Consider the following 21,758-nt stretch of genomic DNA (forward strand, 5'->3'; position numbering starts at 1 on the left):
TATGGTATAGTGAAACGAGGCTTTTTTTCAGCCTCGTTTTTCGTGCTTCCTAATCCATTAGAAAGCATTTAAGTAGAAAGGAAGTCATTATATGAGATCTGAAGTAGCTGTGAAAATAAAACCAAAATTTACAAAACAATTGAAAAGTGGCTATCCACTTATTCTAAAAGAGGCAATTCAAAATGTAAATGACATACAGGAAGAAGGAACGATTCTTAATATATTAGATGAGAAAAATCAATTTCTTGGAAAAGGATATTACGGTAAGCAAAATAAAGGGTATGGTTGGATTTTAACGAGAAAAGAGAAAGAACGCATTGACCAAGCTTTCTTTGAACGAAAAATAAAATCAGCGTTGCATAAGAGAAAAGGTTTTTATAAATCAAATGATACGACAGCATTCCGTGTTGTAAATGGTGAAGGTGATGGTCTTGGCGGTGTAATCATTGATTATTATGCTGGGTTTTATGTGATTAGCTGGTATAGCGAAGGGATATATTCCTTTAAAAATGAAATCATTGGAGCTCTTCAAAAGGTAGCAAATGTCAAAGGAATCTATCAGAAGAAGCGCTTTGATACAAAAGGAAAATATATTGAAGAAGACGACTTTGTAGTAGGAGAGCGTGGTGAATTCCCCCTTCTCGTCAAAGAGAACGGTGTAAACTTTGCGGTGTATTTAAACGATGGTGCAATGGTAGGCGTATTTTTAGATCAGCGTAACGTTCGAAAACAAATTCGTGATACGTATGCAAAGGGCAGAACTGTTTTAAATATGTTCTCTTATACAGGTGCTTTCTCCGTATTCGCGGCCCTTGGAGGAGCAATCAAAACAACAAGTGTCGATTTAGCAAATCGCAGTTTAAGTAAAACAATTGAACAATTTAGCGTAAATGACATTGACTATGAAACACAAGATATTATCGTTGAGGACGTATTCCATTACTTTAAATACGCAGCAAAGAAGCAGATGAAGTTTGATATGGTTGTACTAGATCCGCCAAGCTTTGCACGTTCGAAAAAATATACATTTAGCGCAGCAAAAGACTATAAAAACTTATTAAAAGAAACAATTGCCATTACAGAAAACAACGGGATTATCGTTGCTTCTACAAACTGTAGTACATTTGATATGAAAAAATTTAAAGGTTTTATCGATACAGCTTTTAAAGAGATGAATGGTAAGTATAAAGTTTTAGAAGAACATTCCTTGCCAGAAGATTTCCGTACAATCGATCAATTTAAAGAAGGTAACTATTTAAAAGTAGTCTTTATTAAAAAGTTTAAAGGATAATAATAAAAAAGAAGCTCATTTACAATTGAGCTTCTTTTTTATTGCACAATATGCTGCACGCGGCCAACTTGTCCGTCTTTCAATCGAACTTTAATCCCGTGTGGATGAGATGGTGCGTTTGTTAAAATATCTTTTACAATCCCTCGAGTGAGAGTACCAGTCCGTTGATTTTTCTTTAAAACAATATCTACTTCTAGATCAGGTGAAATATTCGCTCGTTTTTGTCCGTTCATTTATACACCTGTACGTCTACGTTGATTATTTGGCTTTTTTGTTTGTTGACTTTGTAACTTCTTTGTTGCTAGGTCTTTATTTTTCAGATTTTCTCCACCTTTGTTTTCTTGCTTTTTCTTCGCAAGTTGCCCGCGCATTAAATCCGCCAAGCTTACTTTTTTATTCTCTGACATAGTGAGTCTCCTTTATATAAAGTACATTACAAACATGAGCTGTAAATTTCATCATATCATTGTTACAGAAGGAAAGGAAGTTGGTTTGCACATTCATATAATTCTTTCCACTTTATAACAGTTACGATACAATGAAATTGTTAATATTTGTAAAAAGGGGATAGGAGCATGTCACGTCATATTTTATTAATAGAAGATGACATTTCGATTCAAGAAATGGTCGAGAAATATTTATCAAAAGAAGGATTTCAAGTTACATTTGCTTCTGATGGAGAAGAAGGCGTTGCGAAATTTTTTCATGGATCATTTGACTTGATTATTCTTGATATTATGATGCCAAAGCTAGATGGTTTAGAAGTTGTGAGAATTATTCGCGAAAAAAGCGCTGTACCGATTTTAATGATGTCCGCAAAAGATACAGATATCGATAAGGCGGTGGGGCTAGGACTTGGTGCAGATGATTACATTTGCAAACCATTCTCTATGATTGAATTGGCAGCGAGAGCAAAGGCAAGTATTCGAAGATTTACAAAGTATTCAGCTACGGAGCAAAAAGAAGAAATGATTGAGATTGGTGATTTGAAAATAGATCCGATTAACTTCACTGTGTATAAAAAAGAAAAACAGTTAAAACTTACTTTAAAAGAATTCGAAATTTTGAAATTGTTCGCAAGGAATCAAAATCGTGTATTTACAAAAGCGCAAATATATAATCTCATTTGGAATGAAGAATACTATGGCGATGATAATGTTATTAACGTTCATATGAGAAGATTACGTGAGAAAATTGAAACAGATCCATCCAATCCAGAATATATTAAAACATTATGGGGAATTGGCTATAAGTTGGAAGTGATGTAGCATGTTTTCTCTGCTCATGATTGTTATTTTTATATTATTAGGTGTCATTTATTTTCAATATAGAATAGGGAAAAGCAAGAGTGCGAATATACGTTATACGTATGAAAAATTAGAGAATATTATAAAACAACAAACCGGTGAGAAATTATTAGTTGTAACGGATGATAAAGAACTACAACAATTATTAGTAGCAATTAATCATTTATTAGATGCGAAACAAAAAACGAATGCGAATCATGCGAAGGTTGAAATTTCGATGAGAAAGATGCTTTCTAACATTTCTCATGATTTGAAAACGCCGCTCACTGTTATTCTTGGATATACGGAAATGTTAAATAAAGATAAAACGATGAATAAAGAAGAACAACACATACTGTTAGAAAAGGTACATGTAAAAACGTTAGAAGTAATGGAACTTATTCATAAATTCTTTGATTTGGCGAGATTAGAATCTGGAGATAAAGCAATTGAAATAACAAAGGTGAATATGAATGAAGTGTGCCGAGAAAAAATTTTAACGTTTTATGATTTGATAACGACTAAAGGGTTTGAGGTACATATTGATATACCAGAGAAAAATATGTATGCATTTGGGAATACAGAAGTATTAGGTCGTGTGTTAAATAATTTAATATCCAATGCCCTTACGTATGGATATGATGGAAAAATACTTGGTATTACGTTAAGCGATGATGAACGATATGTATATGTTGATGTATGGGATCGCGGTAAAGGAATTAATGAATCACATATTGATAAAGTATTTGAGCGTATGTATACGTTAGAGGATTCAAGGAATCGACTATATCAAGGTAGTGGTCTTGGACTCACAATTACAAAACGACTGGTAGAAGCTTTAGGGGGAGAAATTCATCTTTTTAGTAAGCCATATGAAAAAACAGTATTTACGATTATGCTGAGAAAAATCGATTTTTAGCTTGTAGAAATAGGATTCTACAAGCTTTTTTAAGCGTAAGGAATTTGTAAGGAAGGGGTAAGAAAAAAGAGACCTTCATTGTCTATGCTAGAGATATAAAGGAGAAAGGAGAAAATGAAATGACATATATATTAAGAACGAATCAGTTAACAAAGGTGTTTCAAGGAAAAGAAGTAATTTCGGACGTAAATATGCATGTGAAAAAAGGGGAAATTTACGGGTTTTTAGGACCAAATGGTGCCGGTAAAACAATGATTATGAAAATGATTGCAAATTTAATGAAACCAACGAGCGGAGAGATTGAAATTTTTGGCGAGAAGTTAACAGGTACATCATATGAAGTGTTAAAACGTATGGGAATGATGATCGAGTACCCTATTTTTTATGAAAAATTAACAGCTCAAGAAAATTTATATCTTCATTGTGAATATATGGGTTACTATGATAAGAATGGAATACAGCAGGCGTTACATCTTGTCAATTTACAAAACGTGGAGAATAAGAAAGTAAAAGACTTTTCATTAGGGATGAAACAAAGATTAGGAATTGCAAGAGCCATTTTAACGAAGCCGGAGTTACTAATTTTAGATGAACCAATCAATGGTTTAGATCCAGTCGGGATTAGAGAATTACGCGACTTATTAAAAATGCTTTGTAAAGAATATGGAATTACTTTATTAGTCTCTAGTCATATTTTAGGAGAAATGGAGCAAATGGCAGATACAATTGGGGTCATTCAAAATGGAAAATTGCTAAAAGAAGTTTCAATGAAGAGTATTAATGGAAAACAAACGGAGTATATTGAAATTTCGGTTCCAGATGTGAAGCGTGCAGCTTACATGTTAGAAAATAAACTTTACATAACGAATTACAAAATAATGAGTGGAAATGTGATTCGTGTGTATGAAATGACCGTGATGCAGCAAGAAATTTCTAAAACGTTAATTATGAATGATGTGGAAATTGAAAGTATAAACAAAAAACATAGTTCATTAGAAGAATATTTTTTAAATATTGTGAATGAAGAGGGGATTCGTGCTTCATTTAATGAGATTTGAACTTATAAAATTTAAGTTATGGCCGATTATAAGAGGGGCGTTTATTGCGATATGTGTTTTTTCTCTACTTGTAATATTACTTATGTTTGATGGTGAGTTTACACATTATGATGAAGTATTTAGATTCATTGATATTTTTATGAGAGGAATCTATATCATATTTGGCGCGAGTTTAATTGCAAAATTTATTCAAGAGTTTCAAACGAAAACAATGCCGGTTATGTTTATGTACCCAATTAATCGAAAGAAAATGCGGATGGCTAAAATATGTATTATTATGATCGTTACCTTGCTTCTTATTCTCATTTCTGAAGGGATTGTTTTTTGCCTTTTTTTATATATTGAATTTATATAAACCAGTTATTACAGAATCACTCACGCCAGCAATTGTTAGTAAAAACGCCATTATGCTATTTGTAAACGCAGTAGCAGTAACGGGAATTAGCTTAATTCCCGTTTACTTCGGGATGAAGAATTATTCAGTTCGTACAACGTTTATATCAGCAATCATCATTATGTGTCTTGTAACGTCAAGTATAAACGGTGAATATTCTTTGTTTCATATTATCGCGATTCCTCTTGCGCTAGCTTGTGTAGGATTGCGTATAGAGCGATAAGGAAAATTGAACAAGTAGATTTGTATAAATAAAAGAAGTGTATGAGAAAATCAGTGGTTTACTTTAAGTATTGTTTTGCTAGGAATAGGAGATGTGTTCAGAATAATAAATTGAAGCAAGGGGGCTGATTATGGATTTGTTGGTACTTAATCTAATAGGCGGGATTATAGCCCTTTTAATCGGAGGAATTTTATATTACAGACGCCCTGAGCAGAAAGCTTTTTTACTTTTAATGGCGATAGGGGGAGTAGATATCATTATAACTGTAATGAGAATGCTTTTAAAATAGAAGCAGGGAGGGAAGAAAATGTTGCAACTTATGAAGCTAGAAATGAAGAAATGTAAGCTTGGGTGGTATGTGAAGGGGGCGATCATCGCAAATATAGTGATGGTTGCGATGTTGTTTCTTGCAAGCTATGTGTCACAAATTGAAGGAGATGTAGAACTAAGAAATTCTCAAATGATGCTTTCAATGGCTAGTGCAATGGTGCGAGGAACATTTATTGTCTTTGCAGGAGTATTAATTGCAAAACTAGTAATTGAAGAATATAAAAACAAAACAATATTACTTATGTTTTCGTATCCAATTAATCGAAAGAAAATCATTGCTAGTAAGCTATTAATCACGGCAACGCTAACGTTTGTAACAGTTTTATTATCCAATATTTTTGTAATAGGTGTCTTCTTTATTTTGAATCGTTATATGCTAGTTATTCCGAATACAATAACGGTAGCGGAGTTGATGCAAGAAGGGATAAAAGTGATTCCTTTTGCCATTGCAGCTGCAGGAACAGGTTTAATTCCATTGTATTTTGGTATGCGTAAATATTCTGTTCCAGCAACGATTGTGTCTTCCTTAATTGTTGTAATGATTGCATGTCAAAGTCAACCAGAGTTCTCATTAGCAACCTTTTTTCCGCTTCAATTCGCACTTGCGGCTATTGGCATTATGATTGCTTATTATGGAATTAGAAATATTGAGAATGAAGATGCGCTGTAAAGTTTCACATGAAACAAGTTACAGAAAAAGACAAGGTTCTCAATCGAGGCCACTGAAAAAGTGGTTACTTTGAGAAAATAACACGCATTTTATCAATATGTTGAAATTAAAAAGGATCCCATAACCTTTATATAGTAGGTGGTGGGATCCTCTTTCTTATGAAGTGGAGTTTTTCAGTGCCCTCTTCTCAATCCCTTGTCTTTTTCCGTTATTACATTTTGGGAGCTTCCATTCCTGCAGCTGCCCATTCTTCCTTTGCAGGGCCGTAAATACCAGGAACTTTCAAATCGGCTTGGCGCATAAGTACAGTCATTTGACCACGATGATGATTTTGGTGGTTGATTAAAGTCATTAAAAAGATAGAATTAGGCATTGGACGCCCAAAGAAGTCATTTATTGTAGCTAAATCTTTATCAGTCCATTGTGTTTGAATCGCTTCAACAAATGATGCATTTACTTTACGATAATTCTCCGCAATTGCTTTTGCTGAAGTTGGTACAGGATAATCTTTCGTCTCCCCTTCAAACTGTAAACCTGTTCCTGATAGAATGACCGGAACGGCCGTAACGATATGCCAAGCAACTCTACCTAAAGTCCAATGATCAGGCGTAATTTCTTGTGTTAACGATTCATCAGTTAATGTCTCTAATACTTTTTGTGTAGAATCAGCCTCATATTTCCATGTTTTTAAAAAGCCCTCAATTGTTTGAAACATGTTATCCCCCCCTATGGTTATTTAAATGATAAATTCACGAGAGAAGACGTTTTTCCTTCTTTTTATTTTATCCTGTAAAAGCCCGATTGGTGAGGGCTCATAATCAGTGGGGAATGAAGAAAAAACCCACGAATTAAAGGTTCACTTTATGTCACTTTGCTACAGTGTGTACATACATTTAGGAAGCAATGTTGAAGAAGAGTGAATTCGTTAAAAAAAGACAAAAGTACAAGCAAAATAAAATTTGCTGCATGTAATAACTATTAGGATATGGGGAATAAAGTGTTGCGTATCAAAGATTGGTTGTAGACCGAATCAGTTAATGTTTTATTCGGTTACGAAAGTGTATGTTAAAGATAAAAAATGAAGGAAGGAATCACCATGTCTCAATGGTACAATCATTTTCATACAAATTGTGGTTGTAATAAAACAACATATATTCATTCGTGCTGTTTTAGCTGCGATGGGACGGTTCCTAAAATTGGTCCAACCGGTCCAACGGGAATAACAGGAGCAACCGGTCCAACGGGAATAACAGGAGCAACCGGTCCAACGGGAATAACAGGAGCAACCGGTCCAATGGGAATAACAGGAGCAACCGGTCCAACGGGAATAACAGGAGCAACCGGCCCGACCGGTTCAACGGGAGCAACAGGAGCAACTGGCCCAACTGGTCCAACGGGTGTTAGTGTAACGGCAACGTACGCTTTTGCCAATAATACATCTGGTGGGGCTATATCTGTTCTTCTTGGCGGAACGAATGTACCGCTTCCAAATAATCAAAATATTGGTCCAGGTATTACTGTTTCTGGTGGGAATACCGTATTTACTGTTGCAAGTGCAGGGAACTACTATATTTCATATACAATTAATATAACAGCTTCGTTATTAGTAAGTTCTCGAATTACTGTTAATGGCTCACCGCTTGCGGGAACCATTAATTCCCCACTAGTGGCAACGACTTCATTTAGCGCGACAATTATTACAACGCTTGCGGCTGGTGACGCGATTAGTTTGCAGCTATTTGGAATATTGGCTGTTGCAACTTTATCAACTACTACCCCTGGAGCCGTTTTGACGATTATTAGATTGAGTTGATTTGAAATTAGAAATATTAGGTAATGAAGTTCCCTCTATTGTAATAAATGAATAGGGGAACAAGTACATAGAGGAAAAGTATTGAATAGTTGCATAAAAGTCAGAATATTATGATTGTAACGGAGTTATGGCTATAATATAATGAAAACAATCATCGTGAATGGGCATTCATTTTATAGTTACGAAAATGAAAGGAGGAGTAGGAATGGAAAAGCCTTGGTTAAAGAATTACCCAGAGGAAATTCCACATACAATTGCTTATGATACGCAGCCTCTTCATGTATATTTAGAGCAGATGTCTTCAAGATACCCAGAAAGGAAAGCGCTTCATTTTTTAGGGAAGGATATTACTTTTTCAGAATTAAATAGCAAGGTGAGGCAGTTTGCAAACTTTATTCAGAAACTGGGAGTGAAAAAAGGTGATCGAGTAGCGATTATGTTACCCAATTGCCCGCAAGCTGTCATTGGATATTATGGAACGCTACTTGCAGGGGGGATAGTTGTACAAACGAACCCTCTTTATACAGAACGGGAGCTAGAGTATCAATTACACGATTCTGGAGCGAAAGTAATTCTTTGTATGGATTTCGTATTTCCAAAGGTTGCAAGCGTTCAATCCACTACAAAACTTGAACATATTATTGTAACTCGCATTGCTGATTTCTTACCATTTCCTAAAAACCTTATTTATCCATTCATTCAAAGAAAGCGAACAAATCTCATCGTAAAAGTTGAAGAAAGTCATATGATTCACCTATGGAATTCAGTCGAAAAAGAGCGTGATACAGCGGTAGATATGCTTTGTGATCCTGAAAATGATTTAGCCCTTTTACAATATACGGGGGGGACGACAGGATTTCCAAAAGGAGTTATGTTAACGCATAAAAATCTTGTATCGAACACTTTAATGGGAATTCATTGGTTATATAATTGTGTAGAGGGGGAGGAAGTTGTTCTTGGTGTGCTGCCGTTTTTCCATGTATACGGAATGACTGCTGTGATGAATTTAAGTATTATGCAAGGGTATAAAATGGTACTCATTCCAAAGTTTGATATGAAAATGGTTTTTGAAGCAATAAAGAAGCATAAAGTTACACTATTTCCAGGAGCTCCGACCATTTATATTGCCCTTTTAAATAGTCCGCTTCTAAAAGAATATGATATATCTTCTATTCGTGCTTGTATTAGTGGTTCTGCTCCATTACCTGTAGAAGTACAGGAGAAGTTCGAAAGGATTACTGGTGGTAAATTAGTAGAAGGATATGGACTGACAGAATCATCACCAGTTACTCATAGTAATTTTCTATGGGAAAAACGTGTGCCAGGAAGTATCGGTGTTCCGTGGCCAGATACAGATGCCCGTATTGTATCGCTTGAAACAGGAGAAGTATTGCCACCAGGTGAAATTGGTGAGATTGTGGTCAAAGGGCCTCAAATTATGCAAGGGTATTGGAATAAACCTGAAGAGACAGCAGCAGTGTTGCAAGATGGCTGGTTGCATACGGGTGATGTTGGTTATATGGATGAAGAAGGTTTTTTTTATGTGAAAGATCGTAAAAAAGATATGATCGTTGCCAGTGGTTTTAATGTGTACCCACGCGAGGTAGAAGAAGTATTATATGAACATGATAAAGTACAAGAAGCGGTTGTAATCGGAATTCCTGATCCATATCGCGGTGAAACTGTAAAGGCTTATATTGTCTTAAAAGAAGATGAAGTTTGCTCCGAAGAAGAATTGGATCGATTTGCTCGTAAATATTTAGCTGCTTATAAGGTTCCAAAAGTATATGAGTTTCGAAGTGAATTACCAAAGACAACAGTTGGTAAGATTTTACGACGAGCTCTTATTGAAGAAGAGCAAAAAAAGAAAGAGGATGAACAAACGGGCTAAGGCCCTTTCTTTTTGAAAATATAGGATTGACAATGTTTCAAATAGTCAGTAATATTAAAATATGAATGACTACTCATTCAGTCATCTTCTTGAAGGGGACAGTAAAGTGAAAAAGAATAGACCAAAATATAATCAAATTATTGATGCTGCAGTAATTGTGATTGCAGAAAATGGATACCATCAAGCGCAAGTTTCTAAAATTGCAAAGCAAGCTGGCGTAGCTGATGGAACAATTTATTTATATTTTAAAAACAAAGAAGATATATTAATTTCCCTATTCCAAGAAAAGATGGGAGAATTTATCGAAACAATTCGTCAAAAAACAGCAGGAATTGAAAGCGCTGTAGAGAAGTTATTTATGTTGGTAGAAATGCACTTCTTGCTGTTATCACAAAATGATTCTCTTGCTATTGTTACACAACTAGAGCTTAGACAATCCAACCAAGAACTACGCCTTAAAATAAATGAAGTACTAAAAGGATACTTACAAGTCATAGATGAAATTTTAGAAACAGGTATAGGACAAGGAGAATTTAGAGCGAATTTGAATGTTCGTGTAGCAAGGCAAATGATTTTTGGAACAGTAGATGAGGTTGTGACCAATTGGGTAATGAGCGATCATAAATATGATTTGGTCGCACTTTCAAAAACGGTACATGAGCTACTTGTTTTAGCTTGTGGCTATCGTCAATAATGGGAGGGATCAAGTTGAAATTCCTATCTGTAACAGTTGAAGACCATATTGCAGTGGTAACGTTCAATCATCCACCAGCTAATGCAATGTCTTCGCAAGTCATGCATGACGTAACTGAATTAATTGATCAAGTTGAAAAAGACGACAATATTCGGGTTGTTGTTCTTCATGGGGAAGGTCGCTTCTTTTCTGCAGGGGCAGATATTAAGGAATTTACTTCTGTTGAGGACGCAAAGCAAGCGACAGAGCTGGCGCAGCTTGGACAAGTTACATTTGAGCGCGTAGAAAAGTGTTCAAAACCAGTTATTGCAGCAATTCATGGAGCGGCACTTGGCGGTGGTCTTGAATTTGCTATGTCTTGTCATATGCGTTTTGCAACTGAAAGTGCCAAGCTTGGTTTACCTGAGTTAACATTAGGATTAATCCCTGGATTTGCAGGAACACAGCGATTACCTCGTTATGTTGGAAAAGCAAAAGCTTGTGAAATGATGTTAACAAGCACGCCGATTACTGGCGCACAAGCATTAGAATGGGGTCTTGTAAATGGAGTGTTTTCTGAAGAATCCTTGTTAGAAGAGACGATGAAAATTGCAAAACAAATTGCAGGGAAAAGTCCTGCAACAGTTCGTGCTGTGCTAGAGTTATTGCAAACGACGAAATCACCTCAATATTATGAGGGTGTGCAACACGAAGCGCAAATCTTTGGAGAAGTATTTACAAGCGAGGATGGAAGAGAAGGTGTAGCGGCATTTTTAGAAAAACGCAAGCCTTCATTTAGCGGTAGGTAGTACATTATTTTTTTAATATAAATTAACAGAATATTTAAATTGATGAAATCTTTCTAAAAAATAAGGGGGTAAATGGAATGAACATCTACGTACTCATGAAACGAACATTTGATACAGAAGAGAAAATTGTAATTAAGAATGGTGCAATTTATGATGGCGAAGCAGAATTCATCATCAACCCTTACGATGAATATGCGATTGAAGAAGCCATTCAAGTAAGAGATGCACATGGCGGTGAAATTACAGTTGTAACAGTTGGTGGTGAAGAGAGCGAAAAAGAACTTCGCACTGCGCTAGCAATGGGTTGCGACAAAGCGGTATTAATTAATATTGAAGATGATGTGGAAAATGGCGATCAATTTACAACAGCAAAAATACTTGCGGAGTATTTAAAAGATAAAGAAGCAGATTTGATTTTAGGTGGAAACGTAGCGATTGATGGTGCATCTGGACAAGTTGGTCCTCGTGTAGCGGAAGCGCTAAATATGCCATATGTAACGACAATTACAAAGCTTGAAATTGATGGTACAAAAGTGAAGATTGAGCGCGATGTTGAGGGAGATACTGAAGTGATTGAAACATCGTTACCGCTTTTAGTAACTGCGCAGCAAGGTTTGAATGAACCTCGTTATCCATCACTGCCAGGTATTATGAAAGCGAAGAAGAAACCGCTTGAAGACATAGAATTAGATGATCTAGATTTAGAAGAAGAAGATGTGGAGGCAAAAACAAAAACAATTGAAATCTACTTACCTCCTAAGAAAGATGCAGGTAAAGTGTTACAAGGCGAGCTGCAAGATCAAGTAAAAGAACTTGTATCATTGCTCCATACAGAAGCAAAAGTAATCTAATAAAATACGAAATTATATATACAGGAGGGAAAATCTATGGCTCGTAAAGTATTAGTAATGGGTGAGGTTCGTGATGGATCACTACGTAACGTTTCATTTGAGGCAATCGCAGCAGCAAAAACAATTGCAGAAGGTGGTGAAGTAGTTGGCCTTCTTATTGGAGAAAGTGTTGCTAGTTTGGCAAGCGAATTGATTCATTACGGTGCAGATCGCGTTGTGACAGTTGAAAGTGATACATTAAAATCATATACATCCGATGGTTATGCACAAGCATTTTTAGCTGTACATGATGAAGAAAAACCAGAGGGGATTGTATTTGGACATACAGCACTTGGAAAAGACTTATCGCCGAAATTAGCTGCAAAACTAGAAGCAGGACTTGTGTCTGATGTAACTGCTTTAGAAATTGCTGGCGGTAATGTTGTATTCACTCGTCCAATTTATTCTGGTAAAGCATTTGAGAAGAAAATTGTAACAGATGGTATATTGTTTGCAACGGTGCGCCCAAACAATATTACGCCGCTTGAAAAAGATGAGTCGCGTACGGGAGATGTATCATCTATTACAGTTGATGTAAAAGATTTGCGTACGATTATTCAAGATGTTGTTCGTAAAACAGCAACAGGTGTAGATCTTTCAGAAGCGAAAGTAATCGTTGCCGGTGGACGTGGAGTGAAAAGTGAAGATGGTTTTAAACCGTTACAAGAATTAGCTGATGTTTTAGGAGGGGCTGTTGGAGCATCTCGTGGAGCTTGTGACGCAGAATATTGTGACTATTCATTGCAAATTGGGCAAACAGGTAAAGTTGTTACACCAGATTTATACATTGCATGTGGTATTTCCGGTGCGATTCAACATTTAGCTGGTATGTCTAACTCAAAAGTAATCGTTGCAATTAATAAAGATCCAGAAGCAAGTATTTTTAAAGTAGCTGACTATGGCATTGTTGGTGACTTATTTGAAGTTGTACCACTTTTAACAGAGGAGTTTAAAAAGTTAAAAGTACATTCTTAATTCGATGATCTTTGCGTTTCAAGTGAATGACCCTTATATATAAGGAAATGTGGGAGATTTCTTGTCTCTCACTTTTTTATATGTATTTCTATATTTTTGTATAGTATAAAGGCACATTTTTTTGTTACAATACATAACGATACATAATATTCGCCACGTATATAAGATAATGATATACTCTTGGTAGAATACACTTGAAGGAGGAAATGAAATGGCAATTGTAAACGCAACTGACCAAAGCTTCGCAGCCGAAATAAGCGAAGGTGTTGTATTATTAGATTTTTGGGCACCATGGTGTGGACCTTGTAAAATGATCGCTCCTGTATTAGAAGAAATTGATGCAGAATTAGGCGATAAAGTAAAAGTAGTAAAAGTGGATGTTGATGAAAACCAAGAAACTGCTCGTCAATTCGAAGTAATGAGCATTCCAGCTCTTTTCGTCTTAAAAGATGGTAAAGTGGTTGATCAAGCATTAGGTTACAAACCAAAAGAAGCGTTAGTAGAATTAGTTTCTAAACACTTCTAAAAAGAAAAGCGTTGCCCTGTTGGCAGCGTTTTTTTCTTTTCATTAAAACTATTTTCCATTCATTTGTTTTAAAAAGTTCGGTCATTTGAAAACCAAACCCTTCTCCTATAATAGAGTCCATGCCACAATGAGGACAAATAGCTGTATTGTTGTTATCCACAATTTCTATTGGGTGGAAATTTTTTAAACAATAAAAATAGCCACATATGCAATCCTTTTCTAAGTAAGTTCTATTATGAGAGGAAAAATAGTGAGCATTCATGAACTATTTTTCCATTTTTATTTTCATTCTCCTTCTTCTTCTTTTTCTTTTTCTGATATACTCATTACTTTATCTCGCTATTTTAGGGCAGTAAGACTCTCATCTCAAGATTTAGAGAGAAGTAAAGATAAAGAGAAGCCTTACAGCTCAATTGCTTCATCTAATAATGAGCGGAGGAGGAAGAAAGATCCACTCACTAAAGTTTTTCTTTATATGTGAATTATTTTTTAAATCCATTGTGTGTCAAGCAGAAGGAAAATTCAGCATCATTTGCATGTAACATTATAAATAGAAGAGATTTTCCTTTTTTCTTATTTTCCGTTACAATGAAAGAACGTATGTTGGGGAGTGACAGAGATGTTCCTCTTTATAAATAGCGATGATACATATGGAGAATGGAGGTATGAGAGTGCACGAACATTTAAAAGAGAAGTTAGCAATTTTACCAGACCAACCAGGTTGTTATTTGATGAAGGATAAGCAGGGAACGGTCATATATGTCGGAAAGGCGAAAGTATTAAAAAATCGTGTGCGCTCGTATTTTACCGGTTCACATGATGGGAAGACACTTCGTCTTGTTGGAGAGATTGCTGACTTTGAATACATTGTGACTTCTTCCAATTTAGAAGCACTTATTTTAGAATTAAATTTAATTAAAAAGTATGATCCGCGCTATAATATGAAATTAAAAGATGATAAAACATATCCGTTTATTAAAATTACTGGAGAGAAGCAGCCGCGTTTGCTAATTACGCGAAAGGTGAAAAAAGACAAAGGAAAGTATTTTGGTCCTTATCCAAACTCACAGTCTGCACATGAAACGAAAAAATTACTAGATCGTATGTATCCGCTTCGTAAATGTACAAAAATGCCGGACAAAGTATGCTTATATTATCATATGGGGCAATGTCTAGCGCCTTGTGTAAACGAAGTAACAGATGAACAAAATAAAGAAATCGTTGATAAAATTACAAAATTTTTAAATGGTGGGCATAAAGAAATTCGTTCAGAATTAGAAGCGAAAATGTATGAGGCATCTGAGAAATTGGAATTTGAACGGGCGAAAGAACTGCGCGATCAAATTGCTCATATGGATGCAATTATGGAAAAGCAAAAGATGATTATGAATGATATTGTAGATCGTGATGTATTTGGATATGCAGTAGATAAAGGGTGGATGTGCGTGCAAGTCTTCTTCATTCGAAAAGGGAAGTTGATTGAGCGCGACGTTTCTATGTTTCCGATTTATGATGAACCAGAGGAAGGGTTCCTAACATTTATTGGCCAATTTTATGAGCAAAACAATCATTTTAAACCGAAAGAAATCGCCGTGCCAGGAAGTATTGATCCTGAATTAGTAGAGCGTTTTTTAGAAGTGGATGTAACGCAACCAAAGCGTGGGAAGAAAAAAGAACTTGTTGAACTGGCAAATAAAAATGCGAAAATTGCTTTAGAAGAGAAGTTTTATTTAATTGAACGTGATGAAGAGCGTACAGTAAAAGCAATTGAAAATTTAGGAGAACGGTTAGGAATTGACACACCGTATCGGATTGAGGCCTTTGATAACTCAAATATTCAAGGAGTAAATCCTGTATCGGCAATGATTGTATTTATTGATGGAAAGCCTGCGAAAAAGGAATATCGTAAATATAAAATCAAAACGGTTCAAGGCCCTGATGATTATGAATCGATGCGAGAAGTTGTGCGTCGCCGCTATACAAGAGCATTAAAAGAAGGATTACCGCTTCCTGATTTAATTGTTATTGATGGCGGGAAAGGGCATCTTGCGGCGGCAAGTGATGTTTTAGAAAATGAGCTTGGATTATATATTCCGATAGCTGGACTTGTAAAAGATGAGAAGCACCGAACATCTCATTTAATCATCGGAGATCCACCAGATCCTGTTATACTAGAAAGAAATAGTCAAGAATTTTATTTATTACAACGAATTCAAGATGAGGTACATCGATTTGCGATTACATTCCATCGGCAGCTGCATGGAAAGTCAGTTATTCAATCTGCTTTAGATGGAATTCCAGGAGTGGGAGAAAAGAGAAAAAAAGTATTGTTAAAGCATTTTGGTTCCTTGAAAAAAATGAAGGAAGCTTCTGTAGGGGAATTTGTTGAAGCGGGAATACCGCAACATGTAGCAGAAACCATTTATTCTTATTTAACGAACAACAAGACATTGTAGTTTACAATGTCTTCTGTTTTTTGTTATAATCACGCAATATTCTAAAATATGTGAATAACGTGTAAGATATAAAACAGTCAACTAAACATATGTGTCTAGCTGACTGTTAGTAGAGAGATTATACTTCAATGATGTCTTTTACATCCCATTTTACAAGGAATGTGATAGAATCCGAACGCTTCTTTTGCTCTTCATAGGATTCGGCAACAACATTTCGTTGCCTTTGAATTTGTTCAGCAATAAAGCCAGCTTCTAATTGATAAGAAGAATGGCGTTTTTGTTTTTCACGTTCTATGATAAGTGGGCCAGTTAGCTGAAAATGCATTTCTCGTCGTTTATGCTCGATGATACTTAAAGTACCCCAGCCAGCTTTTTCAAAAAAATGAATCATTTCTTCAATTGTTTCTAGTGGGTATTTTCTAGCTAAGTTTCTACCAGCCCAGTATAAAATTTCATTTAATTCTTTACCAATTAAATCAGATAATAATTCCTCGCGAAGTAGCTCATAAGCGAATGCGTTCAAAGAAATATCCTGTAAAGATTCTATATCGACTTTATTTTTGCTCACAATATTCCCCTCTTTCTATAGGGATTATTATATAACATTTCTCGCTTATAAAAAACAGCACTTTCTACGGGAAAATATGAATATATAGGAAGAAAAAAAGAATTGGCAAATTATATGCAAATTATGTATACGTTTTCTTGACGCTTCGACAAAAATAGGAGTAAAATGAACTTGGTATCAAATTATGCTGAAATATTTCGAATAATTTTTTCAGTTTTTCTTATAGCAGTAGTGAAAAAACATTATTGTTATAAACTATTCTGAAAGCAGCAGTCAAACATTCAAGGGGGGTAATGGGGACATGAAAGGCCGCGAGTATACGTTTCGTAAGTGGCACTCATTAATGGGAGTCATCCCGGTTGGTGTCTTTTTGACGCAACACTTAGTAGTAAATAATTTTGCAACAAGAGGAGCAGAGGCTTTTAACAAAGCTGCTCATTTTATGGAGCTCCTTCCATTCCGGTATGCGCTAGAGATTTTTGTCATCTTTTTACCGATACTGTACCATGCAATATATGGATTATATATTGCTTTTACAGCTAAGAATAATGCAATATCATACAGCTATTTCCGCAACTGGATGTTCGTTTTCCAAAGAATCTCAGGTGTTATCACTCTTATCTTTATCTCCTGGCATGTTTGGGAAACTCGTATTCAAGCTGCGATGGGACAGCAAGTGAACTATGATATGATGGCGAATATTTTAGGAAATCCTGTTATGTTTGGTTTCTATTTAGTTGGGGTTGTATCAACAATTTTCCACTTTGCAAATGGGCTATGGACATTCTGCATTAGCTGGGGAATTACAGTATCACCACGTTCGCAACGTATCTCTACTTATGTAACTTTAGCAATTTTCTTAGGTTTATCTTATGTAGGTGTGAGTGCATTATTAGCGTTTGTTGATCCGCAGCTAGCAAATCAGTAAGGAGTGGGAGATCATGAAAGGGAAACTTATAGTAGTCGGCGGTGGCTTGGCTGGCTTAATGGCAACGATTAAAGCGGCAGAAGCAGGAGTAAACGTGGAATTGTTTTCTTTAGTACCAGTAAAACGTTCGCATTCTGTATGTGCCCAAGGTGGTATTAACGGTGCCGTAAATACGAAAGGTGAAGGGGATTCTCCATGGATCCACTTTGACGATACAATTTATGGTGGGGACTTTTTAGCGAATCAACCACCAGTTAAAGCAATGTGTGAAGCAGCACCTGGTATTATTCATTTAATGGATCGCATGGGTGTTATGTTCAACCGTACAGAAGAGGGACTTCTTGATTTCCGCCGTTTCGGTGGAACGCAACATCATCGTACAGCATTCGCTGGTGCAACGACTGGTCAACAGTTATTGTACGCATTAGATGAACAAGTGCGTCGTCATGAAGTAGCAGGACTTGTAACGAAATATGAAGGTTGGGATTTCTTACGAGCTGTTATTGATGATGAAGGTGTATGCCGAGGAATCGTTGCACAAGATTTACAATCTATGGAGATTAAAAGTTTCCGAGCTGATGCCGTGATTATGGCAACAGGGGGCCCTGGTATCATCTTCGGAAAATCTACAAACTCTATTATTAATACAGGTACAGCAGCATCAGTTATTTATCAACAAGGTGCATATTATGCAAATGGTGAGTTCATTCAAATTCATCCAACAGCAATTCCTGGTGATGATAAATTACGCTTAATGAGTGAATCTGCACGTGGTGAAGGTGGCCGTGTTTGGACATATAAAGACGGTAAACCGTGGTATTTCTTAGAAGAGAAATATCCTGCATATGGAAACCTTGTACCTCGTGATATCGCAACACGTGAAATCTTTGACGTATGTGTGGAACAAAAACTAGGTATTAATGGTGAAAATATGGTATATCTAGATCTTTCTCATAAAGACCCGAAAGAACTAGATATTAAACTTGGTGGAATTATTGAAATTTATGAGAAGTTTACAGGTGATGACCCTCGTAAACTACCGATGAAAATCTTCCCAGCTGTTCATTACTCAATGGGTGGATTATGGGTAGATTATAAGCAAATGACCAATATTCCAGGTTTGTTTGCAGCAGGTGAGTGTGATTATTCTATGCACGGAGCAAACCGACTTGGAGCAAACTCTTTACTATCTGCAATTTATGGTGGTATGGTAGCCGGTCCAAGTGCAATTGAATATATAAAAGGTCTAACAAAAGCATCGGATACTGTTTCATCAGCTGTCTATGAACAAAATGAATTGATCGAAACAGAGAAATTTAACAATATTTTATCATTAGATGGTAATGAAAATGCTTACATTCTTCATAAAGAACTTGGAGAATGGATGACGGATAATGTAACGGTAGTTCGTGAAAATAAAAAACTACTAGAAACAGATGATAAAATTCAAGAGTTAATGGAGCGTTATAAACGCATTAACATTAACGATACAGCAAAATGGAGTAACCAAGGTGCTTCATTTACACGTCAACTTGCAAATATGCTTCAATTAGCACGTGTTATTACAATTGGGGCATATAACCGTAATGAAAGTCGGGGAGCACATTATAAACCAGAATTCCCAGAGCGTGATGACGTGAACTTCTTGAAAACAACAATGGCGAAATTTGATGGCGAAGGAAATGCACCAGCATTCCATTATGAAGATGTTGATATTTCATTAATCAAACCGCGTAAGCGTGATTACACTTCAAAACATGAAGTAGCTTCTAAGGGTGAAGAGAAGGGGGATAAACAACATGCCTGAGAAAACAATCCGCCTCATCATTACACGACAAGACGGACCGAATTCACAGCCATATGATCAAGAATTTGAAATTCCATATCGTCCTAATATGAACATTATTTCAGCGCTTATGGAAATTCGTCGTAACCCAGTTGATGCAAAAGGAAATCACACGACTCCAGTTGCATGGGATATGAACTGTTTAGAAGAAGTGTGCGGCGCTTGTTCTATGGTGATTAATGGTAGACCACGACAATCATGTACAGCGCTTATTGATAAATTAGAGCAACCAGTTCGCTTACAACCGATGAAGACATTCCCTGTTGTACGTGACTTACAAGTTGATCGTAGTCGCATGTTTCATGCGTTAAAACGGGTAAAAGCTTGGATTCCAATTGATGGTACATATGATTTGGGAGCGGGACCAAGAATGCCAGAGAAAAAACGCCAATGGGCATACGAACTTTCAAAATGTATGACTTGTGGAGTTTGCTTAGAATCATGTCCGAATGTAAATAGCAAATCTGATTTTATCGGGCCTGCACCATTGTCACAAGTGCGTTTGTTCAATGCACATCCAACTGGTGAAATGCATAAGGCAGATCGCTTACGTGCCATTATGGGTGATGGTGGACTTGCTAACTGTGGTAACTCGCAAAATTGTGTACAGTCATGTCCAAAAGGGATTCCGTTGACAACATCCATTGCAGCTTTAAACCGTGATACAACAATTCAATCATTTAAGGATTTCTTTGGTAGCGATAATAACTATTAATAAATATTGCCTCTTCGATTTGAAGAGGCAATATTTATATAGATGCTTTTTTGAACTGACTTTAAAATTTTCTGTTTATTCAAAAAGGAGAGTTGATTATGAAGCAAATTTCGTATATCGAAGATTTTGAGAAATGGGAATGTGGTTTTTCATTTTATATTCCTGTGAAAGTTCGTTTTGGTGAAACCGATATGTTTGGCCATATGAATAACAGTGTAGCGTTTACGTATTTTGAAGAAGCTCGGATTGAATTTTTTAAAGAGCTTGGTTTTATGCAAGAGTGGACGCATAAGTCATCTGAAACAATGATTGTAGTTGCGGATCTTCAGTGTAATTTTTTGAAGCAAATTTTCTTTGATGAACACTTAAAAGTATATGTAAAAGCTGGAGCAGTGGGAAATTCATCATTGGACTTACACTATATGGTGAAAAATGAGTCTGGAGAAATTTGTTTAGTGGGCCGTGGAGCAATGGTACAAGTGTCTAAGAAAACAGGAAAAGGAGAATCATGGTTTAAGGAATGGAAGCAAAAATTATTGCAAAAATAAAGAGAGCGATTTCGCTCTCTTTATTTTTTATCATCCATTGCTTCTTCTAATGTTAAGTGGTGTTTATATAAGTATGTAGCATACGGATTCCCAACATAGCGTAGATGCCATGGCTCATATGCGTATCCGGTTATATCTGTTTTATCTTCTAAGTATCGAATGACAAAGCCGAATTTATGAGCGTGTGCTGCAACCCATTTCCCTTCTTTTGTATCTCCGAAAATAGGTTCTAATTGGTATTTTGCTGATTTAGAACTAATATCCATTGCAAGCCCAGTCTGATGTTCGCTTGTTCCAGGAATTGCGCTAACAGCTTCAGCTTCAGCCTTTCCTTGGCGTTTAATATATGTGTTATGTAAAGATTGTTGCCGTTTATAAGAGCGATATCCTGAAACAGCTATTAGTTCTAATCCATCTTCTTTTGCAGCTTGGAACATGTTCTCAAGGGCGATGGCAGCATTTTTACGAAGTAATGTTTTTTCTTTATCTTTAGGAGAGGTAAAGGGAACATTTGGTTTTATTAAATCTTTCGGTATATGGCCATCTGGTAATTTGCGATGTTTATTCACTAAGACAAGTGGTGAATCTGGGTTTGTAACGAGAGAAAAAGTATCATCTATTTTTTGAGCTGTATGAGCTGCTTTTGGAAAGGAAGGAATTTCTTCATTTGAATGTTTCACATGCTTTTGATCATCGACTGCTTTCACTTCATTTCGCATGAATGAGTGAGAGCTGAAATAAGCGAAGGATGTGATGCCGATTATAGCGGTAGCGGTAGAAATAAAAACTATTTTTTTCATAAAGATGCTTATTCTCAGTCCTTTCTTCTTAAACTTATATTGTTTTTATTATAAATCTAGTTTGTAGAAAAAGAAATATAAGAGTCGTAACGTAATAGAATTGCAAAGAAAATGTCAGAAAATGTTTGAATATGTAGTTTTTTTTAGAA

The 21,758-nt window shown here is 36.0% G+C and carries 27 protein-coding genes; 21 read left to right on the plus strand and 6 right to left on the minus strand.

Going from position 1 to position 21,758, the window contains the following annotated elements; all coding sequences use genetic code 11:
* Positions 1 to 91 precede the first annotated feature (91 nt).
* The gene (locus MR059_RS03310; protein ID WP_012095694.1) at positions 92 to 1,291 is read left to right on the plus strand and encodes a class I SAM-dependent rRNA methyltransferase; all 1,200 of its coding nucleotides are present in this window, start codon (positions 92 to 94) and stop codon (positions 1,289 to 1,291) included.
* 38 nt (positions 1,292 to 1,329) lie between these two features.
* Here MR059_RS03310 and MR059_RS03315 read toward each other — a convergent pair whose 3' ends face one another.
* Both MR059_RS03315 and MR059_RS03320 read right to left on the minus strand, forming a co-directional pair.
* Positions 1,330 to 1,524 (minus strand): YwbE family protein, encoded by a 195-nt coding sequence (locus tag MR059_RS03315; protein ID WP_012095693.1) that lies wholly within the window; start codon positions 1,522 to 1,524, stop codon positions 1,330 to 1,332.
* Positions 1,525 to 1,698 (minus strand): hypothetical protein, encoded by a 174-nt coding sequence (locus tag MR059_RS03320; RefSeq protein WP_012095692.1) that lies wholly within the window; start codon positions 1,696 to 1,698, stop codon positions 1,525 to 1,527. It abuts the gene before it with no gap.
* Between the two features lie 168 nt (positions 1,699 to 1,866).
* On the opposite strand from MR059_RS03320, the gene MR059_RS03325 reads away from it, so the two are divergent.
* The 7 genes from MR059_RS03325 (at position 1,867) to MR059_RS03355 (ending at position 6,171) form a co-directional block, all read left to right on the plus strand.
* Positions 1,867 to 2,559 carry a response regulator transcription factor gene (locus MR059_RS03325; protein ID WP_012095691.1) on the plus strand — a complete coding sequence of 231 codons (693 nt, stop codon included), beginning with the start codon at positions 1,867 to 1,869 and terminating at the stop codon, positions 2,557 to 2,559.
* 1 nt (position 2,560) lies between these two features.
* A complete protein-coding gene (locus MR059_RS03330) occupies positions 2,561 to 3,496 on the plus strand; it encodes a HAMP domain-containing histidine kinase (protein WP_012095690.1) in 936 nt (311 codons plus the stop codon).
* 119 nt (positions 3,497 to 3,615) lie between these two features.
* Positions 3,616 to 4,554 carry an ABC transporter ATP-binding protein gene (locus MR059_RS03335; RefSeq protein ID WP_012095689.1) on the plus strand — a complete coding sequence of 313 codons (939 nt, stop codon included), beginning with the start codon at positions 3,616 to 3,618 and terminating at the stop codon, positions 4,552 to 4,554.
* Complete coding sequence (locus MR059_RS03340) at positions 4,544 to 4,909, plus strand: ABC transporter permease (RefSeq protein ID WP_237701337.1); 366 nt, start codon at positions 4,544 to 4,546, stop codon at positions 4,907 to 4,909. Before MR059_RS03335 ends, MR059_RS03340 begins: the two co-directional genes overlap by 11 nt.
* Positions 4,872 to 5,171, plus strand: a complete 300-nt coding sequence (locus MR059_RS03345; RefSeq protein ID WP_235436500.1) for a hypothetical protein — start codon at positions 4,872 to 4,874, stop codon at positions 5,169 to 5,171. Before MR059_RS03340 ends, MR059_RS03345 begins: the two co-directional genes overlap by 38 nt.
* 130 nt (positions 5,172 to 5,301) lie before the next feature.
* Positions 5,302 to 5,460 carry a hypothetical protein gene (locus tag MR059_RS03350; protein ID WP_094396565.1) on the plus strand — a complete coding sequence of 53 codons (159 nt, stop codon included), beginning with the start codon at positions 5,302 to 5,304 and terminating at the stop codon, positions 5,458 to 5,460.
* 18 nt (positions 5,461 to 5,478) lie between these two features.
* Complete coding sequence (locus MR059_RS03355; RefSeq protein ID WP_012095688.1) at positions 5,479 to 6,171, plus strand: ABC transporter permease; 693 nt, start codon at positions 5,479 to 5,481, stop codon at positions 6,169 to 6,171.
* A 211-nt stretch (positions 6,172 to 6,382) separates the two neighbouring features.
* Here MR059_RS03355 and MR059_RS03360 read toward each other — a convergent pair whose 3' ends face one another.
* Positions 6,383 to 6,886: a DinB family protein gene (locus MR059_RS03360; RefSeq protein ID WP_012095687.1), complete on the minus strand. Its 504-nt coding sequence runs from the start codon at positions 6,884 to 6,886 to the stop codon at positions 6,383 to 6,385.
* Between the two features lie 381 nt (positions 6,887 to 7,267).
* On the opposite strand from MR059_RS03360, the gene MR059_RS03365 reads away from it, so the two are divergent.
* The 7 genes from MR059_RS03365 (at position 7,268) to trxA (ending at position 13,748) form a co-directional block, all read left to right on the plus strand.
* Positions 7,268 to 7,984, plus strand: a complete 717-nt coding sequence (locus MR059_RS03365; RefSeq protein ID WP_242161529.1) for a BclA C-terminal domain-containing protein — start codon at positions 7,268 to 7,270, stop codon at positions 7,982 to 7,984.
* A 205-nt stretch (positions 7,985 to 8,189) separates the two neighbouring features.
* Positions 8,190 to 9,875, plus strand: a complete 1,686-nt coding sequence (locus tag MR059_RS03370; RefSeq protein WP_012095685.1) for a long-chain-fatty-acid--CoA ligase — start codon at positions 8,190 to 8,192, stop codon at positions 9,873 to 9,875.
* A 106-nt stretch (positions 9,876 to 9,981) separates the two neighbouring features.
* Positions 9,982 to 10,569, plus strand: coding sequence for a TetR/AcrR family transcriptional regulator (locus tag MR059_RS03375; RefSeq protein ID WP_012095684.1), 588 nt, complete (start codon positions 9,982 to 9,984; stop codon positions 10,567 to 10,569).
* Entirely contained in the window at positions 10,569 to 11,357 is a 789-nt protein-coding gene (locus MR059_RS03380; RefSeq protein WP_081428404.1) for an enoyl-CoA hydratase, read from the plus strand. The genes MR059_RS03375 and MR059_RS03380 overlap by 1 nt, the downstream gene beginning before the upstream one ends.
* 77 nt (positions 11,358 to 11,434) lie before the next feature.
* Positions 11,435 to 12,208 carry an electron transfer flavoprotein subunit beta gene (gene etfB, locus MR059_RS03385; protein ID WP_012095682.1) on the plus strand — a complete coding sequence of 258 codons (774 nt, stop codon included), beginning with the start codon at positions 11,435 to 11,437 and terminating at the stop codon, positions 12,206 to 12,208.
* 36 nt (positions 12,209 to 12,244) lie between these two features.
* Positions 12,245 to 13,222, plus strand: a complete 978-nt coding sequence (locus MR059_RS03390) for an electron transfer flavoprotein subunit alpha/FixB family protein (RefSeq protein WP_012095681.1) — start codon at positions 12,245 to 12,247, stop codon at positions 13,220 to 13,222.
* Between the two features lie 211 nt (positions 13,223 to 13,433).
* Positions 13,434 to 13,748, plus strand: coding sequence for a thioredoxin (gene trxA, locus MR059_RS03395; protein WP_012095680.1), 315 nt, complete (start codon positions 13,434 to 13,436; stop codon positions 13,746 to 13,748).
* On the opposite strand, the gene MR059_RS03400 is transcribed toward trxA, so the two are convergent.
* On the minus strand, positions 13,735 to 14,010 hold the full coding sequence (locus tag MR059_RS03400; protein ID WP_235436503.1) for a hypothetical protein: 276 nt from the start codon (positions 14,008 to 14,010) through the stop codon (positions 13,735 to 13,737). The two genes, trxA and MR059_RS03400, sit on opposite strands and share 14 nt — an antisense overlap.
* On the opposite strand from MR059_RS03400, the gene MR059_RS03405 reads away from it, so the two are divergent.
* Entirely contained in the window at positions 13,999 to 14,229 is a 231-nt protein-coding gene (locus MR059_RS03405; protein ID WP_140388439.1) for a hypothetical protein, read from the plus strand. The two genes, MR059_RS03400 and MR059_RS03405, sit on opposite strands and share 12 nt — an antisense overlap.
* A gap of 190 nt (positions 14,230 to 14,419) precedes the next feature.
* Positions 14,420 to 16,204, plus strand: coding sequence for an excinuclease ABC subunit UvrC (gene uvrC / locus MR059_RS03410; protein ID WP_041810057.1), 1,785 nt, complete (start codon positions 14,420 to 14,422; stop codon positions 16,202 to 16,204).
* Between the two features lie 118 nt (positions 16,205 to 16,322).
* Here uvrC and MR059_RS03415 read toward each other — a convergent pair whose 3' ends face one another.
* Positions 16,323 to 16,772: a YslB family protein gene (locus tag MR059_RS03415; RefSeq protein WP_012095678.1), complete on the minus strand. Its 450-nt coding sequence runs from the start codon at positions 16,770 to 16,772 to the stop codon at positions 16,323 to 16,325.
* 301 nt (positions 16,773 to 17,073) lie between these two features.
* Between MR059_RS03415 and MR059_RS03420 the strand changes: the two genes are divergently transcribed.
* From MR059_RS03420 to MR059_RS03435, 4 genes are all read left to right on the plus strand, one after another.
* Positions 17,074 to 17,700, plus strand: a complete 627-nt coding sequence (locus MR059_RS03420; RefSeq protein WP_012095677.1) for a succinate dehydrogenase cytochrome b558 subunit — start codon at positions 17,074 to 17,076, stop codon at positions 17,698 to 17,700.
* Between the two features lie 13 nt (positions 17,701 to 17,713).
* Positions 17,714 to 19,507 carry a succinate dehydrogenase flavoprotein subunit gene (gene sdhA / locus MR059_RS03425; RefSeq protein WP_012095676.1) on the plus strand — a complete coding sequence of 598 codons (1,794 nt, stop codon included), beginning with the start codon at positions 17,714 to 17,716 and terminating at the stop codon, positions 19,505 to 19,507.
* Complete coding sequence (gene sdhB / locus MR059_RS03430) at positions 19,500 to 20,261, plus strand: succinate dehydrogenase iron-sulfur subunit (RefSeq protein ID WP_012095675.1); 762 nt, start codon at positions 19,500 to 19,502, stop codon at positions 20,259 to 20,261. The genes sdhA and sdhB overlap by 8 nt, the downstream gene beginning before the upstream one ends.
* A gap of 98 nt (positions 20,262 to 20,359) precedes the next feature.
* On the plus strand, positions 20,360 to 20,809 hold the full coding sequence (locus MR059_RS03435) for an acyl-CoA thioesterase (protein ID WP_012095674.1): 450 nt from the start codon (positions 20,360 to 20,362) through the stop codon (positions 20,807 to 20,809).
* Between the two features lie 20 nt (positions 20,810 to 20,829).
* On the opposite strand, the gene MR059_RS03440 is transcribed toward MR059_RS03435, so the two are convergent.
* On the minus strand, positions 20,830 to 21,609 hold the full coding sequence (locus MR059_RS03440; RefSeq protein WP_012095673.1) for a M15 family metallopeptidase: 780 nt from the start codon (positions 21,607 to 21,609) through the stop codon (positions 20,830 to 20,832).
* Positions 21,610 to 21,758 lie beyond the last annotated feature (149 nt).

It is taken from the genome of Bacillus cereus group sp. BfR-BA-01522, assembly GCF_022662635.1.
Taxonomy (GTDB): domain Bacteria; phylum Bacillota; class Bacilli; order Bacillales; family Bacillaceae_G; genus Bacillus_A; species Bacillus_A cytotoxicus.

Bases quoted from the DNA above. Each gene is read 5' to 3' on its own strand.
- MR059_RS03310 (WP_012095694.1), top strand. From the start codon at position 92: ATGAGATCTGAAGTAGCTGTGAAAATAAAACCAAAATTTACAAAACAA.
- MR059_RS03315 (WP_012095693.1), bottom strand. From the start codon at position 1,524: ATGAACGGACAAAAACGAGCGAATATTTCACCTGATCTAGAAGTAGAT.
- MR059_RS03320 (WP_012095692.1), bottom strand. From the start codon at position 1,698: ATGTCAGAGAATAAAAAAGTAAGCTTGGCGGATTTAATGCGCGGGCAA.
- MR059_RS03325 (WP_012095691.1), top strand. From the start codon at position 1,867: ATGTCACGTCATATTTTATTAATAGAAGATGACATTTCGATTCAAGAA.
- MR059_RS03330 (WP_012095690.1), top strand. From the start codon at position 2,561: ATGTTTTCTCTGCTCATGATTGTTATTTTTATATTATTAGGTGTCATT.
- MR059_RS03335 (WP_012095689.1), top strand. From the start codon at position 3,616: ATGACATATATATTAAGAACGAATCAGTTAACAAAGGTGTTTCAAGGA.
- MR059_RS03340 (WP_237701337.1), top strand. From the start codon at position 4,544: ATGAGATTTGAACTTATAAAATTTAAGTTATGGCCGATTATAAGAGGG.
- MR059_RS03350 (WP_094396565.1), top strand. From the start codon at position 5,302: ATGGATTTGTTGGTACTTAATCTAATAGGCGGGATTATAGCCCTTTTA.
- MR059_RS03355 (WP_012095688.1), top strand. From the start codon at position 5,479: ATGTTGCAACTTATGAAGCTAGAAATGAAGAAATGTAAGCTTGGGTGG.
- MR059_RS03360 (WP_012095687.1), bottom strand. From the start codon at position 6,886: ATGTTTCAAACAATTGAGGGCTTTTTAAAAACATGGAAATATGAGGCT.
- MR059_RS03365 (WP_242161529.1), top strand. From the start codon at position 7,268: ATGTCTCAATGGTACAATCATTTTCATACAAATTGTGGTTGTAATAAA.
- MR059_RS03370 (WP_012095685.1), top strand. From the start codon at position 8,190: ATGGAAAAGCCTTGGTTAAAGAATTACCCAGAGGAAATTCCACATACA.
- MR059_RS03380 (WP_081428404.1), top strand. From the start codon at position 10,569: ATGGGAGGGATCAAGTTGAAATTCCTATCTGTAACAGTTGAAGACCAT.
- etfB (WP_012095682.1), top strand. From the start codon at position 11,435: ATGAACATCTACGTACTCATGAAACGAACATTTGATACAGAAGAGAAA.
- MR059_RS03390 (WP_012095681.1), top strand. From the start codon at position 12,245: ATGGCTCGTAAAGTATTAGTAATGGGTGAGGTTCGTGATGGATCACTA.
- trxA (WP_012095680.1), top strand. From the start codon at position 13,434: ATGGCAATTGTAAACGCAACTGACCAAAGCTTCGCAGCCGAAATAAGC.
- MR059_RS03400 (WP_235436503.1), bottom strand. From the start codon at position 14,010: ATGAATGCTCACTATTTTTCCTCTCATAATAGAACTTACTTAGAAAAG.
- MR059_RS03420 (WP_012095677.1), top strand. From the start codon at position 17,074: ATGAAAGGCCGCGAGTATACGTTTCGTAAGTGGCACTCATTAATGGGA.
- sdhA (WP_012095676.1), top strand. From the start codon at position 17,714: ATGAAAGGGAAACTTATAGTAGTCGGCGGTGGCTTGGCTGGCTTAATG.
- sdhB (WP_012095675.1), top strand. From the start codon at position 19,500: ATGCCTGAGAAAACAATCCGCCTCATCATTACACGACAAGACGGACCG.
- MR059_RS03435 (WP_012095674.1), top strand. From the start codon at position 20,360: ATGAAGCAAATTTCGTATATCGAAGATTTTGAGAAATGGGAATGTGGT.
- MR059_RS03440 (WP_012095673.1), bottom strand. From the start codon at position 21,609: ATGAAAAAAATAGTTTTTATTTCTACCGCTACCGCTATAATCGGCATC.